General features: G+C 67.5%; 12 protein-coding genes. 3 read left to right on the forward strand and 9 right to left on the reverse strand.

What is annotated here, in order from left to right:
- Positions 1-10: 10 nt before the first annotated feature.
- From NNX34_RS00450 to NNX34_RS00460, 3 genes are read left to right on the forward strand one after another with little or no spacing between them, the layout of a single operon-like run.
- Positions 11-910, forward strand: coding sequence for a glycosyltransferase (locus NNX34_RS00450; RefSeq protein WP_255764637.1), 900 nt, complete (start codon positions 11-13; stop codon positions 908-910).
- Between the two features lies 1 nt (position 911).
- Entirely contained in the window at positions 912-1,904 is a 993-nt protein-coding gene (locus NNX34_RS00455; protein ID WP_255764638.1) for a glycosyltransferase, read from the forward strand.
- On the forward strand, positions 1,901-2,875 hold the full coding sequence (locus NNX34_RS00460) for an NAD(P)-dependent oxidoreductase (RefSeq protein ID WP_255764639.1): 975 nt from the start codon (positions 1,901-1,903) through the stop codon (positions 2,873-2,875). The genes NNX34_RS00455 and NNX34_RS00460 overlap by 4 nt, the downstream gene beginning before the upstream one ends.
- Here the strand turns inward: NNX34_RS00460 and NNX34_RS00465 are convergent.
- The 9 genes from NNX34_RS00465 to argS form a co-directional block, all read right to left on the reverse strand.
- Positions 2,872-3,588: an L-threonylcarbamoyladenylate synthase gene (locus NNX34_RS00465; RefSeq protein ID WP_255764640.1), complete on the reverse strand. Its 717-nt coding sequence runs from the start codon at positions 3,586-3,588 to the stop codon at positions 2,872-2,874. The genes NNX34_RS00460 and NNX34_RS00465 overlap by 4 nt on opposite strands.
- A complete protein-coding gene (gene prmC, locus NNX34_RS00470) occupies positions 3,585-4,505 on the reverse strand; it encodes a peptide chain release factor N(5)-glutamine methyltransferase (RefSeq protein ID WP_255764641.1) in 921 nt (306 codons plus the stop codon). The genes NNX34_RS00465 and prmC overlap by 4 nt, the downstream gene beginning before the upstream one ends.
- On the reverse strand, positions 4,492-5,571 hold the full coding sequence (gene prfA / locus NNX34_RS00475) for a peptide chain release factor 1 (protein WP_229949524.1): 1,080 nt from the start codon (positions 5,569-5,571) through the stop codon (positions 4,492-4,494). The genes prmC and prfA overlap by 14 nt, the downstream gene beginning before the upstream one ends.
- A 144-nt stretch (positions 5,572-5,715) precedes the next feature.
- Positions 5,716-7,974 (reverse strand): transcription termination factor Rho, encoded by a 2,259-nt coding sequence (rho, locus tag NNX34_RS00480; RefSeq protein WP_255764642.1) that lies wholly within the window; start codon positions 7,972-7,974, stop codon positions 5,716-5,718.
- 394 nt (positions 7,975-8,368) lie between these two features.
- Positions 8,369-9,361, reverse strand: a complete 993-nt coding sequence (thrB, locus tag NNX34_RS00485) for a homoserine kinase (RefSeq protein WP_255764643.1) — start codon at positions 9,359-9,361, stop codon at positions 8,369-8,371.
- A gap of 9 nt (positions 9,362-9,370) precedes the next feature.
- Entirely contained in the window at positions 9,371-10,498 is a 1,128-nt protein-coding gene (gene thrC, locus NNX34_RS00490; RefSeq protein ID WP_255764644.1) for a threonine synthase, read from the reverse strand.
- 3 nt (positions 10,499-10,501) lie between these two features.
- Positions 10,502-11,797 carry a homoserine dehydrogenase gene (locus NNX34_RS00495; RefSeq protein ID WP_255764645.1) on the reverse strand — a complete coding sequence of 432 codons (1,296 nt, stop codon included), beginning with the start codon at positions 11,795-11,797 and terminating at the stop codon, positions 10,502-10,504.
- Positions 11,798-11,821: 24 nt separating this feature from the next.
- Positions 11,822-13,246 (reverse strand): diaminopimelate decarboxylase, encoded by a 1,425-nt coding sequence (gene lysA / locus NNX34_RS00500; protein WP_255764646.1) that lies wholly within the window; start codon positions 13,244-13,246, stop codon positions 11,822-11,824.
- A 3-nt stretch (positions 13,247-13,249) separates the two neighbouring features.
- The gene (gene argS, locus NNX34_RS00505; protein ID WP_255764647.1) at positions 13,250-14,899 is read right to left on the reverse strand and encodes an arginine--tRNA ligase; all 1,650 of its coding nucleotides are present in this window, start codon (positions 14,897-14,899) and stop codon (positions 13,250-13,252) included.
- Positions 14,900-15,026 lie beyond the last annotated feature (127 nt).

Genomic DNA, 15,026 nt, shown 5'->3' on the forward strand with positions numbered 1-15,026 from the left:
AAGGACCATCTTGCCGGACTCCGTGGCCGTAGCAGCAGTGACCTTCGACCGTCCGGACGATGTGAAGATCCTCCTGGAGGCACTGGCCGCGCAGAGCGGCAACATCACGTCCGTGGCCCTCGTGGACTCCGGCAAGACCCCGGTTTCGGAGATCGCCGAAGCTTCAGCGGCGCCGGTTAATTACATCCGGTCAAACACCAACCTGGGCGGAGCCGGCGGTTTTTCGCTCGCCATCCTTTCAGCCATGGCCTCCGGCGCCGAATGGATCTGGATCATGGACGACGACGCCCATCCCGAAGATCCCGAATGCGTCGCCACCCTGTTGGCTGCAGCGAAGGAACGCGGCCTCGACGTCGTCCTGCCGCTCGTGGTTGCCCCGGGGGCGCCGGACACGCTGTCCTTCCATTTCCGCCTCGACGGGAAGCTGACCCATGACCGGGCCGAAGTTGCCGCCCGCGGGTTCCTGCCCAATGTGGGGCACTTCTTCAACGGCGCCCTGATCCGCGCCGACGTCTTCTACCGGGTGGGACTGCCGGACCTTCGCCTGTTTATCCGCGGCGACGAGACGGACTTCATGATCCGGCTGCGTCGGGCGGGCATCGACTTCGGCACCGTCACCACGGTGGCCCTGACGCACCCGGCGGCCTGGGCCGAAGTGCAGCCCGTCCTGGGCGACCGGATGCACGTCCTGGTCCCCGAGACGCCGTTCAAGCAGTTCTACTTCTACCGCAACCGGGGCTACCTTACCCGCCGCTACACAAGGGTGAAGTCCTTCGTGGCCGATGCCGTGGGCTACCCCATCCACTTCGCCAGGACCCGGGATCCCCGCGGTTTCGCCAACTGGCTGCGCGCCTACGCGGCCGGCATGGGCGGTCGCCGCTTCGGGCCGCCGTCGGACTTCGGGTTCTAACGTGGACGTCGTCCAGGAACCGGCCCCGCTGACGATCGTCATCACGACGTTCAACCGCTCCGGCTACCTCACCGGCCTGCTGGAGAGCATCAAAAGGCTCGACCCCGCACCTGCGGCGGTTGTCGTGGTGGACAATGCCAGCACCGATGAGACGCCCCGGGTCCTGGAAGCAGCCCGTGCCGGCTTCCCCGTCCCGCTGTCCGTCCTGCGGCTGGAGACCAACACCGGCGGGGCCGGCGGGTTCGCAGCCGGTGTCGAGGCCGCCCTGGACTCCGGCGCGCAGTGGCTGTGGCTGATGGACGACGACGTCGAGGTCCTCCCGGGTGCCGTGGCTGCGCTGAGCAAGTGGACCGGGACCTACGACTGCATCCACGGCCGGCGGTTCGACGCCGGCGGGGAACCGTTCTTCTGGCAGCACCGATTCGTCCCGTTCCTGGGCGTGCACCTGCCGGTGCCGGGCAACGTTTTCCGCGACTCCCCCGTCTTCGACACCAATGTGGGCTGCTTCGAGGGAATGCTGATCAGCGCCGGCCAGGTGCGCCGGATAGGCCTGCCGGATGCCCGCTACTTCATCAACGGCGACGATGTGGTTTACGGCTGGCTCGCCTCCCTGGACCGGCCGGTGGCCTACGTCAACGATTTCGTGCTCCGCAAGGTCCGGGTGCAGAGACAGATCGACCTCGGCATCCGCCACCTCAACGATTCCAGCGACCTTGGCCGCTTCACTGCCATGCGCAACCGCGGCCATACCGCCCGGTACCTCCAGGTCCACGGCCGGTATCACCGGTTCGGATTCGCCCTGGGGACCTTCCTGACCGCAGGGAAGGAACTGCTCAGGCTGGTTGCCGTGGAGCATTCGCTGCGGGGCGCCGGGCGCCTCTGGGCCGGCTGGCGCGGTGCCCGACGCATCCTCCGGGACCGGTCCTGGTCCCCGATGGCCCCGCTGTCCGCGCCCGGGCAGCCATCACCGGAAACACGAAAGCAGCAGGTTTGAGCACTCCTTCTCCCGAACCCGTCCCTTCCTCCGGCACACCCTCGGTGTGGGCGGTCCTCGGCGGCACCGGCTTCATCGGTTCGGCCGTCCGCTCCGCACTGGCTGCACGCGGGGTCGAGGTCCGGGCCGTTTCCGCTCCCCGGCTGCGTACCGATGCTTCGGACGTAGCGGGTTTGCTTGCGGAGGCCGCAGTGCTGGACACGGAACGCCGCCGGCTGGCCGACGCCTTCGCGGGGGTCGACGTCGTGGTGAATGCTGCCGGACTGGCGACGCCGGGAGCCGCGGACTCCCCCGAGCTCCGGGGTGCGAACTCGCTGCTGCCTGCGTTGGTCGCCGATGCCGCTGACGCCGCCGGTGTCCGCCGGTTCGTACACCTGAGCAGCGCCGCGGTGCAGGGGCACCGTCCGTTCCTGGACGAAAGCCCGCATGTGGAACCGTTTTCGGCCTACTCCCGTTCCAAGGCACTCGGCGAACAGGTCCTTTCCGCCCGGCACGGCGGGTCCTGCAGCGTTGCCACGGTCCGCGCCACCTCGGTCCAGGGACCGGGCCGGGCGACCACAGCTAAGCTAAGCCGGCTCGCGGCCTCGCCACTGGCATCCGTTGCCGGGCCCGGAACCGCACCCAGCCCGGTAAGTTCAGTAGATTCCCTGGTCGACTTCGTCCTGCGGGTAGGCTCCCACACGGGCCCGGTTCCTGCAGTGGTGCTGCAGCCCTGGGAACAGGCATCGGTGTCCTCCGTGCTTGAAGCAGCAGGCGGCCGGCGGCCGGCGCATCTGCCGGTCTGGGCCTGCCGTCTCGCGCTGCGGTCCGGCTATGCGGTCTCCTCGCTGGCCGGGGAGCGGCTGCACGGAGCACTGCGCCGCGTGGAGATGATGTGGTTCGGGCAGCGCCAGGAGCCCGGCTGGGCCGAGGCCACGGGCAACGTCCCGGAACCCCGCGTCCGCGAGGTCCTGGCAGCCTCCCGGAACTAAACCGGTTTCTGGTCTTTGGCCAGGGAGGGCGCAGTGCCGCCCGCTGCGGGTTCTTCACCCAGATCCAGGATTCCCGGAACCACTTCGCGCAGGGCGGCGGTGCTGATCGCACCGCTGCGCACCACCCGCATCGGCTCGCTGGTGGCGTCCACAATGGTGGACGGCACTCCGTCGCTGCCGGCCACCGGACGGTGTCCGGCTTCCAGATAGACCTCCACGGATTCGCCCAGTTGTTCGCGTGCCTGCGCCGCGGTCTGTCCGGCCGGGGATCCCGTGCGGTTGGCCGAGGACACAGCCAGCGGCCCGGTGGCGGCCAGCAGGTCCAAGGCCACGCTGTCGTCGGGCATCCGCAGCGCCACGGTTCCCATGGTGTCGCCCAGGTCCCAGCTCAGGGACGGCTGGGCGTGGAAGATCAGTGTCAACCCGCCCGGCCAGAACGTACGTGCCAGGCTGCGGGCGTCTTCGGAAATGTCCGTGGCCAGGCCGTCCATGGTCTCCAGGCGCGGGATCAGCACGGGCGGGGGCATGCTCCGGCCGCGTCCCTTGGCCGCGAGCAGCGTAGCCACTCCCTGCGGGGAGAAAGCGTCGGCACCGATTCCGTACACGGTGTCGGTGGGAAGCACCACGCAGGATTTGGCGGCTATGGCGCGCTGGGCTGCCGCCAGGCCCTCACTGAGTTCTTCGGGGTTACTGCAGTCATAACTGGTGCTCACGGCAATATTCTTTCACTAGTGGATGCCACCGATGCGGAGCGTCGGACAGCCGACGTCGCCCGCGGGCGGTCATTGAGGTCCCGGTGGGATTGGACATCGGTCCAGGCCGGATCGCCGGCCAGCAGCCGGGCGATGGCCGGCGCCTGCACTTCGGCATGTTCCATCACGAAGTAGCCGCCTCCGGCAAGCAGCCGCGCCGCGGTCCGTGCTGCGGCCATCGGCAGTTCCAGGCCGTCCGCTCCCCCGCCGTACAGCGCCATGGCCGGATCATGCTCGGCGGCTTCCGGCTCGTTCGGGACGGCTTCGGCAGGGATGTACGGAGGGTTGGACACCACCACGTCGAAGCTGGCTTCGTGGCCGGCCAGGGCGGTCCGCAGGTCTTCCAGGACCAGGTGGACGCCCAGCGGAGCCAGGTTCCGTTCCGCCCAGGCGAAGGCGAGGGGGCTCAGCTCCACGGCATGCACTTCGGCTGCGGGAACCTCCGAGGCCACCGCAGCCGCGATGGCGCCGGAGCCGGTGCCGAGGTCCACGACCTTGGCCGAGCCGGCCCGGCGCGCAGCATCGATCGCCAGCTGCGCCACCGTTTCGGTTTCCGGCCGCGGCACGAAGACTCCGGGGCCGACGGCCAGTTCCAGGTACCGGAAATGGGCCTTTCCCGTCAGGTGCTGCAACGGCACCCGGGCGGCCCGTTCGGACACCAGTGCGGCGTATCCCCGGGGTGCCGGCACGTCGGTGAAGGCCAGCGCCCGGATCCGTCCGGGGCTTTCGCCCAGCAGGTGCGCGGCGAGCAGCTCGGCGTCCACCCGCGGTGACGGTACTCCGGCGGCGGCGAGTTCCGCCGTCGCACGGCGCAGCGCGTCGGCCAGGGTGCCGCCGGCACCGGTCGCGGAACCGGTGGGGCTATTAGCTTTCGTCACCGATGGCGTCCAGCCGTGCCTGCTCATCCATTTCAATGGCTGCCTGCACCACTGCCTCAAGCTCGCCGTTCAGCACGGTGTCCAGGTTGTAGGCCTTGTAGCCGGTGCGGTGGTCCACGATCCGGTTTTCCGGGTAGTTGTACGTCCGGATCCGCTCCGAGCGGTCCATGGTCCGGATCTGCGACTTCCGGATGTCCGAGTTCGCGGCGTCGATCTTTTCCTGCTCGTGCGCGAGGATACGTGAGCGCAGCACGCGCATGGCTGCTTCGCGGTTCTGCAGCTGCGACTTTTCGTTCTGCATGGCCACCACAATGCCGGTGGGCAGGTGGGTGATGCGCACGGCCGAGTCGGTGGTGTTCACCGACTGTCCGCCGGGACCGGAGGAGCGGTAGACGTCGATCTTCAGGTCGTTCTGGCTGATCGCGACTTCTTCCGGCTCGTCCACTTCGGGCAGCACCAGGACGCCGGCAGCCGAAGTGTGGATCCGGCCCTGGGACTCCGTGACGGGAACGCGCTGCACGCGGTGCACGCCGCCTTCATACTTCAGGCGTGCGTAAACGCCTTCGGCCGGATCGTTGGAGTTGCCCTTGATGGCCATGGCAACGTCCTTGTAGCCGCCCAGGTCCGACTCGGTGGCCGAGATGATTTCCGTACGCCAGCCGCGGTGCTCGGCGTAGCGGGTGTACATGCGCAGCAGGTCGCCGGCGAACAGGGCGGCTTCGTCGCCGCCTTCGCCGCCCTTGACCTCGATGATGACGTCGCGTCCGTCATTGGGGTCCCTCGGAATCAGCAGGCGGCGCAGCTTCTCCTGCGCGTCCTCCAGCTGCTCCTTAAGCACGGGTACCTCGGCGGCGAATTCCGGGTCCTCATCCGCCATTTCGGCGGCGGCGGCCAGGTCATCCTCAAGTCCGTGCCAACGGTTGTAGGCATCCACAATCCGGCTGAGTTCGGCGTAGCGCCGTCCCAGCCGGCGGGCCAGGCCCTGGTCCGCGTGCACTGCCGGGTCGGACAGGCGCAGCTGGAGTTCAGCGTGCTCATCCAACAGGCCCTGTATGGACTCAAACATGTTCTAGATTCCTCTTTCAGCTGGGTTTCCCACATGGAAGTTTATCGGTTCGCGCGCCCGTCGGTCCCCGGGCGTTAACGAACGAGCCGCCCAGGCCCCCTGCCCGCGTGCAGCGGGAGGGGGCATGAGCGGCTCGTAAGGCAGCTAGTTGTCCTTGGTGCCCAGGGTGGTCTGCTGGACCTGCATCAGGAACTCGACGTTGGACTGCGTCTCCCGGATCTTGCCGGTGAGCAGTTCCAGCGCCTGCTGGGTGTCCAGTCCGGACAGGACCCGGCGCAGCTTCCACATGATCTTGACTTCATCCGGGGAGAGCAGGTTCTCTTCGCGGCGGGTACCCGACGCGTTGACATCCACGGCCGGGAAGATGCGCTTGTCCGCAAGGTTGCGGGACAGGCGCAGCTCCATGTTGCCGGTGCCCTTGAATTCCTCGAAGATGACCTCGTCCATCTTGGACCCGGTCTCCACCAGGGCCGTGGCCAGGATGGTCAGCGAGCCGCCGTTTTCGATGTTGCGGGCAGCACCGAAGAAACGCTTGGGCGGGTACAGTGCGGACGAATCCACACCGCCGGAGAGGATACGGCCCGACGCCGGAGCGGCCAGGTTGTAGGCACGTCCCAGGCGGGTCATGGAGTCAAGCAGCACCACGACGTCGTTGCCCATTTCCACCAGGCGCTTGGCGCGCTCGATGGCGAGTTCGGCAACAGTGGTGTGGTCATCGGCGGGGCGGTCGAAGGTGGAGGCAATGACCTCGCCCTTGACCGTGCGCTGCATGTCCGTGACTTCTTCGGGACGCTCGTCCACGAGGACCATCATGAGGTGGACCTCAGGATTGTTGATCGTGATTGCGTTGGCAATTGCCTGCAGGATCAGCGTCTTTCCGGCCTTCGGCGGGGAAACGATGAGGCCGCGCTGGCCCTTGCCGATCGGAGCCACGAGGTCGATGACACGCGGGCCGATCACCTTGGCATTGGTTTCCAGGCGCAGACGCTCGGAGGGGTACAGCGGGACCAGCTTGGAGAACTCCACGCGGTCCTTGTTGTCCTCGGCCTGCTTGCCGTTGACGGACGTGAGGCGGACCAGTGCGTTGAACTTCTGGCGCTGGTTTCCGCCCTGGTTTTCGCCTTCACGCGGGGCGCGGATGGCGCCGACGACGGCGTCGCCCTTGCGCAGGTTGTACTTCTTCACCTGGGCGAGGGAAACGTAGACATCGTTCGGGCCCGGCAGGTAACCGGAGGTCCGTACGAATGCGTAGTTCTCCAGGACGTCGAGGATGCCGGCCACGGGCAGCAGGACGTCGTCTTCAGTGACCTCGACGTCGTCGACCTCAGGGTTCTGGTTGCGGTTGCGGCGGCGCTCGTTGCGGTCGCGGAAACGATCGTTCCGGTCGCCGCGGTCATTGCGGTCATTGCGCTCGTTGCGGTTCCGGTTGCGGCGGTTACGCCCGCGCCCGTTCTCGTCACTGTCGTCGCGGTTGTTGTCGCGGTCGCGGTTGTTCTCGCGGTTGCCACCGTTGTCGCGGTTGTTGTCGCGGTCGCGGTTGTTCTCGCGGTTGCCACCGTTGTCGCGGTTATTGTCGCGGTCACGGTTGTTGTCGCGGTCGCGGTTGCCCTCGCGGTTGCCACCGTTGTCACGGTTGTTGTCGCGGTCCGAACGGTTGCGGTCACGGCGCTCACGGCGTTCGCCGCGCTCGTCGTCGCCCTGGGTCCGGGCCTCAGCGCCGTTGTTGTTGGCAGCGCCGTTGCTGTTGGCAGCATCCTTGTTGGCAGCGCCGTTGCTGGAAGCGCCGTTGCTGGAAGCGTCCTCTGCAGGTGCCTCGGCGGAAGCGTTGCTGACGGTTCCGTTGGACTCGTTGGAATCGCTGCGGCGGTTGCGGCTGCGGCGGTTGCCGCGCTCGCGCTGGCCCTCTTCGCGTCCGTTGTCTTCGCGTGCCTCGCGGTTCCGTGCCGGAGCCGCTTCTGCTTCCGGCGAGGCGGCGGGTGCCGGTGCCTCGGCCGGTGCAGTTTCCGCGGGGGCGGAAGTGACGACGCCGTCACTGGCTGCACGCCGGTTGCGGTTACGGGTACGCGTCGGGCGGGTCGTCTCGGCCTCTGCGGACTGCTCCGCGGGTGCTGCTGCCGCCTTCTCGGGCGCCGAAGCACCCTTGGCTGCGTCGTCGCCGGCCTCGCCGCGGGAACCGCGGACCGGCCGGTCGGCTACTGCGCCGCCGCGCTGGTGGTTGGAGATGGCCGTAACCAGATCTCCCTTACGCATGCGGGAACCCCCGGTGATGCCGAGCTGGCCGGCAAGCGCCTGGAGCTGCGCGAGCTTAAGGCCTGCAAGGCCGGCGCTCTTTGATGCGTTCTCGCCGGTTGAACCGGCGGATGCTGAATCCACGCCTGCAGTCAGGCTAGTGGTATCTGTCACGAAGGATCCTTCCCCCTCGTCGGGCGGTCCGGCGCAATGCCGGCCGCGGTGATTGGCCCTGGTCCCAAAATCAGACATTGGGTCAGGGTTCGCCTACTACCGGCCCGATGGCCGGAGAAAGGCGAATCTGCTGGGTGCCTTTTGTAAAGAAGAATCCACGCAGAGTCTGGTCAGCTTCGCTGCCGAACACGCGGCATTCAAGCGGGACACGCCGCTTCTTGGCGGTTCCTTTGAAGGCTGCACCGGAGACTGTGCCTCCGCGGGTGGGCATTTGAATCAACGGAAATCACCGCAGGACGGGTGCAATCACACCTGACGGCGGCAAAGTGTTTTCAACTAAAGCCCGGGGCGGCCCGAAATGGACGGCTACCTGCGGGAGCACAGGACGGAAAAATTACCGCTGGTGCCCTTCCACTCTAGCACCATCTCGCTCGACACCAAGCCGCAGAACACGCCAATTTTCGCCGTATTCCGCTGCCTGCAAATGTTTGGTCATTGCCTGCTCCGCTTCCAGGGCGGCCTCCTCGCCGTCGGCAAGGCACATCACTGTGGGACCGGCACCGGAAATCACGGCGGCGAATCCCGCTGAGCGCAGTGACTGCAGCAGCCGGGCACTGGGCAGCATCGCGGGAGCCCGGAACTCCTGGTGCAGCGCGTCCTGCGTTCCCTCGAGCAGCAGCGACGGATCCACGGTCAGGGCGTGGATCAACAGCGCGGCACGGCCCGCGTTGGCCGCTGCGGTCCGGTGGGCCACGGTGGCCGGCAGCAGGCCGCGGGCACTCTCGGTGGAGAGTTCCACGGCCGGTACGGCGACTACGGGAACCACATCGGGATGGACCGAGGCCCGAACGGAGCGGAAAACACCGTCGTCCTCCCAGGAAATCGCGAGGTCGCCGACGAGTGCGGGAGCAACATTGTCCGGGTGGCCCTCCAGCGCCGAGCAACTGTGCAGCAGGCCTGCGGCATCGAGCCGGGATTCGGCCGGCAGCAGGGAATTCGCGGCCAGGACGCCGGACACAATAGCCGACGCCGAAGAGCCCAGTCCGCGGCCGTGCGGAATAGCGTTCTCTGCGCTCAAATGAAGCCCCCGGGCGCTGTATCCGGCGGCAGCCAGGGTGGACAGCAGGGTGCGGACCACCAGGTGGGAGGAGTCCAGGGGAACGTTTCCGGCACCCTCCCCCGCAACCTCGACGAAAACGCCTTCCTCCGCGGAGGTGCGCACCCGCACCGTGTCATACAGCGTGAGCGCCAGCCCCAGGGAGTCGAACCCCGGGCCCAGGTTGGCGCTCGTTGCGGGCACGGTCACGGTCACGTCCTGCCCCGGCGCCAGGGTTCGGGAACCGGTGCGGGAAACGGAGCGCGGCCCGCCGGGCAGATCCACCTGCATGCTTCAGCCCTACTTGCCGGATCCGGCGGGCTGTGCCGCTTCCAGGCCCAGCGCTGCCGCCACGCTCACAACGTCGAAGTCCACCTTGGTGGGTTCGACGTCGGATCCGTCGGCGGTGCGCAGTGCCCACTGCGGGTCCTTCAAGCCGTGTCCGGTGACCGTAATGACGATGGTCTTGCCGGCGGGAACTTCCCCTGCGGCATGCTTCTTGAGCAGCCCGGCCACACCGGCGGCGGAGGCCGGTTCCACGAACACGCCTTCGCGGGAAGACAGCCAGCGGTGCGCGTCGAGGATTTCGGTGTCCGTAACGGCTTCGATCAGGCCGCCGGATTCGTCGCGGGCGGCAATCGCCTGGTCCCAGGAGGCCGGGTTGCCGATCCGGATGGCGGTGGCAATGGTGTCCGGATCGGTGATCGGATGTCCCTTCACCAGGGGCGAGGCGCCTTCGGCCTGGAAGCCCCACATGTGCGGCGTCTTGGTGGCCACCGGCGCCAGTTCCTCGCCGGCCACGTTGGTCCAGGGCTTCGCGTATTCGGAGTAGCCCTTCCAGTAGGCGGTGATGTTTCCGGCATTGCCGACGGGCAGCAGGTGGTAGTCGGGGGCATCGCCGAGGTAGTCCACCACTTCGAAGGACGCGGTTTTCTGGCCCTCAATGCGCGCCGGATTCACGGAGTTCACCAGGAACACCGGGTAGGCCTCGGCAAGCTTGCGGGCCACCTCCAGGCAGTTGTCGAAATTGCCGCGGACCTGGAGCAGCTGGGCGCCGTGCGCAATGGCCTGGCTGAGCTTGCCCATGGAGATCTTGCCGTCCGGCACCAGCACGGCGCAGGTAATGCCCGCCTGCGTCGCATAGGCGGCGGCCGATGCGCTGGTGTTGCCGGTCGACGCGCACACCACTGCCTTGGCGCCGGATTCCACGGCTGCGGTCATGGCCATGGTCATTCCGCGGTCCTTGAAGGACCCGGTGGGGTTCATGCCTTCGACCTTGAGGTACACCTCCGAGCCGGTCAGTTCGGACAGCGCCTTCGCGCGGACCAGCGGCGTACCGCCCTCGCCGAGGGTAATGACCTCGGTGCTCTCGGTGACCGGAAGACGGTCGGCGTATTCGCGGATAACGCCGCGCCATTGGTGAGCCACGGCTCAGACTCCTTCTACCCGCAGGACGGATTTGACGTTCTTGATGACGTCCAGGCCCTTGATGGCCTCGACGGTGGCCGCGAGGGCGGCCTCGGAAGCACGGTGCGTGACGAAGCGCAGCTCGGCGCTGGCCCCTTCACCGTGGATGGTCTGGCGCATGGTTTCGATGGAGACACCGTGCTCGGAGAACACCCGGGCGACGGCGGCCAGGACGCCGGGCTGATCGGCCACTTCCAAGCCGATCGAGTAGCTGGTGGTGACCTTTGCCAGCGGCAGCGCCGGCAGCGAGCCGCTCGGACGGCCGGCGGGAACGGGACCGCCCAGGACGAGCCTGCGGGCGGCGGTGACGACGTCGCCCATCACGGCGGACGCGGTGGGCGCACCGCCGGCGCCCTGGCCGTAGAACATCAGTTCACCGGCGTTTTCCGCTTCGACGAACACGGCGTTGAACGCGCCGTGCACGGCGGCCAGCGGATGCAGGCGGGGCAGCAGGGTGGGGTGCACGCGTACGCTGACGCCTTCGGTGCCGTCCGTGTCCGTAAACTTCTCGGCGATGGCGAGCAGCTTGATGACGAACCCGGCTTCCTTGGCGGCGCTGATGTCCTCAGCCGTCACCGAGCTGATGCCTTCGCAGGAAACGGCGGAGAGGTCGAAACCGGTGTGGAAGGCCAGCGAGGCGAGGATGGCGCCCTTCGCGGCGGCGTCGTGCCCCTCCACATCTGCGGTGGGATCCGCCTCGGCGTAGCCAAGCCGCTGGGCCTCGCCCAGGGCATCTGCGAACTGGGCTCCGGTGGAATCCATGGCATCGAGGATGTAGTTGGTGGTGCCGTTGACGATGCCCATGACCTTGGTGATCCGGTCTCCGGAGAGGCTGTCCCGGATGGGGCGGAGGATCGGGATGGCCCCGGCTACGGCGGCCTCATAGGAGAGCTGGACACCGGCGGCGTCGGCCTTCTCGTAGAGGGCGGCGCCGTCTGCGGCGAGCAGGGCCTTGTTGCCGGTCACGACGGCGGCGCCGGACTCCAGCGCCTGCAGGATCAGGGTGCGGGCCGGCTCGATGCCGCCCATCAGCTCAATGACAATGTCCGCGCCGCGGACCAGGGTCCCGGCATCAGTGGTGAACAGTTCCGCAGGCAGATCCACGTCGCGGGGAGCATCGACGTTGCGCACTGCAATGCCGGAGAGCTCCAGCCGCGCGCCGAGGCGTGAGGTGAGGTCCGCGGCGTCGTCAATGAGGATCCGGGCAACCTGCGAACCCACGTTTCCGCACCCCAGCAGGGCTACTTTCAGGGTCTTCATATGTTGTGCCAACTCCTCTAAGAATTAGGAAACGTCCCGGGCCAGCAGGTCGTCTTCGGTTTCGCCGCGGACTATCAGCCGCGCGGCGCCGTCCCGCACGGCCACCACGGGCGGCCGGGTCAGGTAGTTGTAGTTGCTGGACAGGACCCAGCAGTAGGCGCCGGTGCCCGGAACGGCAAGCAGGTCCGACGCTGTGACGTCGCCGGGCAGGTAGGCGTCCCTCACCACTATGTCGCCGCTTTCGCAGTGTTTGCCAACCACGCGCGAAATAACCGCGTCATCTTCGGAGGTCCGCGAAGCCAGCACGGCGGAGTAGTCCGCCCCGTAGAGCACGGGCCGGGCGTTGTCGCTCATCCCGCCGTCCACGGAAACATACCGCCGCGGCGAGGTGCCGCCGTCGGGCGTGTCCACCCGGACCGTCTTGGTGGTGCCTGCCCGGTAGAGCGTGAAGGTGGTCGGGCCCACGATGGCGCGTCCGGGCTCGATGGAGATCCGGGGAACCGCCAGTCCCAGCTCGGTGCAGGTGCTGCCGACGACGGCGGCCATCGCGTTGGCGATCTCGGCCGGCGGACGCGGGGCGTCTGCCTCCGTGTAGGCGATGCCGTAGCCGCCGCCCAGATCCAGTTCGGCCAGTTCGACGCCGTAGCCCTGCTTCACCTCGGCGAGGAAACCGAGCAGCCGGCGGGCGGCGAGTTCAAACCCGGCGGATTCAAAGATCTGCGAACCAATGTGGCAGTGCACGCCCACCAGGTTCACGCCGTCGTGCTTGAGCGCGGTTTCCACGCCGGCCATGGCCGGGGACATCCCGTCCAGCTCCGGGTCCGCCACCATGGACAGGCCGAACTTCTGGTCCTCGTGGGCGGTGGCAATGAACTCGTGCGTGGAGGCATGCACGCCGGGGGTCAGGCGCAGCATGACGTTGGCGCGTTCACCGCGGGAGGCGGCCAGGTTCCCGAGCATTTCCAGCTCGCCCAGGCTGTCCACCACAATCCGGCCCAGCTCCATGTCCAGGGCACGGGTCAGCTCGGCCAGGGACTTGTTGTTGCCGTGCAGTCCGAGCTGGCTGCCGTGGAGCCCCGCACGCCGGGCCACGGCCAGCTCACCGCCGGAGCAGGTGTCCAGGCGCAGCCCCTCGGAGGAGACCCAGCGGGCCACCTCGGTGCAGAGGAAGGATTTGCCGGCGTAGTAGACATCCACTCCCCCGCAGAGCCCCGCGAACGCAGCGTCGAAGGAGTCCTTGAAGTCCCGGGCACGGGCACGGAAATCCGCTTCCGACATCACGAACACGGGGGTGCCGAATTCCTCGGCGATCCGGGAGACGGGGATGCCGGAGATCTCCAGCTCACCGCTGTCGCCGCGCACCACGTCCTGCGCCCACATCTGCGGGCGGAGGGCGTTGTTGTCTTCCGGGTGGCTCAGCCATGCGGGAGCCAGGGGTGAAGCAGTCATGAATTACATCCGTTCGGGTGCGGAGACTCCCAACAGGCCCAGGCCGTTGGCCAGGACCTGGCGTGCGGCAAGGTTCAGCCACAGGCGGGTGCGGTTGGTGTCGGTGATTTCCTCGTCGCCCTGCGGTGCAATGCGGCAGGCGTCGTACCAGCGGTGGTAGGTGCCGGCAATGACCTCGAGGTGGCGGGCCACGCGGTGCGGTTCGCGGAAGGCACTGGCCTGCGCGACGACGCCGGGGTACTGCCCCAGCGCGGCCAGCAGTGCGCTCTCGGTGGGGTGGGTCAGCAGCGACGCGTCAAATGCGGAATCGTCGACGCCGGCAGCCTCGGCGTTGCGTGCCAGGGCATGGGTGCGGGCGTGGGCGTACTGGACGTAGAACACGGGGTTCTCGTTGCTGCGCTTGGTCAGCAGGTCCAGGTCAACGTCGATGTTGGAATCGGCGGAGAAGCGGGCCAGCGTGTAGCGGGCGGCATCCACGCCTACGGCGTCGACCAGGTCCTCAAGGGTGACCACGGTGCCGGCGCGCTTGGACATGCGCACGGGCTTGCCGTCCTTGACGAGGTTCACCATCTGGCCGATGAGTACCTCGACGCACTCCGGGTCGTGGCCCAGGGCGGCTGCGGCAGCCTTCAGTCGCGCTACGTAGCCGTGGTGGTCCGCACCCAGCATGTAGACGTTCAGGTCGAAGCCGCGCTCGCGCTTGTTGTGGATGTAGGCAATGTCACCGGCAATGTAGGCGGCGTTGCCGTCCGACTTGATGACCACGCGGTCCTTGTCGTCGCCGAACGCGGTGGAGTTCAGCCACCAGGCGCCGTCCTTCTCGTACAGGTTCTCGGAGCCCTTGAGCTGCTCCAGCAGCTTGGCAACCTGGCCGTTTTCGTGCAGCGAATCCTCGTGGAAGAACACATCGAAGTCCACGCCGAAGTTGTGCAGGGATTCCTTGATGTCGCCGAACATGAAGTCCACGCCCACGGCGCGGAAACGTTCCTGCGCCTCGGCGTCGGGCAGCTCGGTGATGTTCGGCTCTGCGGCCAGCACGCGGTTGGCAATGTCCACGATGTATTCGCCGGCGTAACCGTCCTCCGGCGCGGGTTCGCCCTTGGCGGAGGCGAGCAGGGAGCGGGCGAAGCGGTCAATCTGCGCGCCGTGGTCATTGAAGTAGTACTCGCGGGTGACCTCCGCGCCCTGGGACTGGAAGACCCGGGCCAGGGCATCGCCGACGGCGGCCCAGCGGGTGCCGCCCAGGTGGATGGGGCCGGTGGGGTTGGCGGAGACGAACTCCAGGTTGATCCGGGTGCCCTTGAGGATTTCCGAGGTGCCGTAGGCCGGTCCGGCGTCAACGATTGTCTTGACGAGTTCTCCGGCGGCACCGGCGTCGAGGGTGATATTCAGGAAGCCTGGACCGGCAATGTCGACCTTCGCAACACCGGCAATCTTTTCCAGCCGGCCCTTGAGGATCTCGGCGAACTGGCGGGGGTTCATACCGGCCTGCTTGGAGAGCTGCAGGGCGATGTTGGTGGCCCAGTCACCGTGGTCCCGGTTCTTCGGACGCTCCACGCGCACCTCCCCCGGCAGCTCGACGCTGAAGTCACCGGCATCGATGGCGTCTTGGAGGCAGGCAGTTACGGCGGAGGAAAGTTCTTCAGGAGTCACCGGTTAAGCATAGCCGGGTGCAGCACGGGTCCCGTTTTGTATGACAGGCCTTACGCTGTGCGGATCCGGCACCGGCACCAATGATGCGATGTAATGAAAGGGAACCGTTGAGCCCCGGGCCGGTTTC

Source organism: Arthrobacter sp. zg-Y1116, from assembly GCF_024385485.1.
Taxonomy (GTDB): Bacteria; Actinomycetota; Actinomycetes; order Actinomycetales; family Micrococcaceae; genus Arthrobacter_B.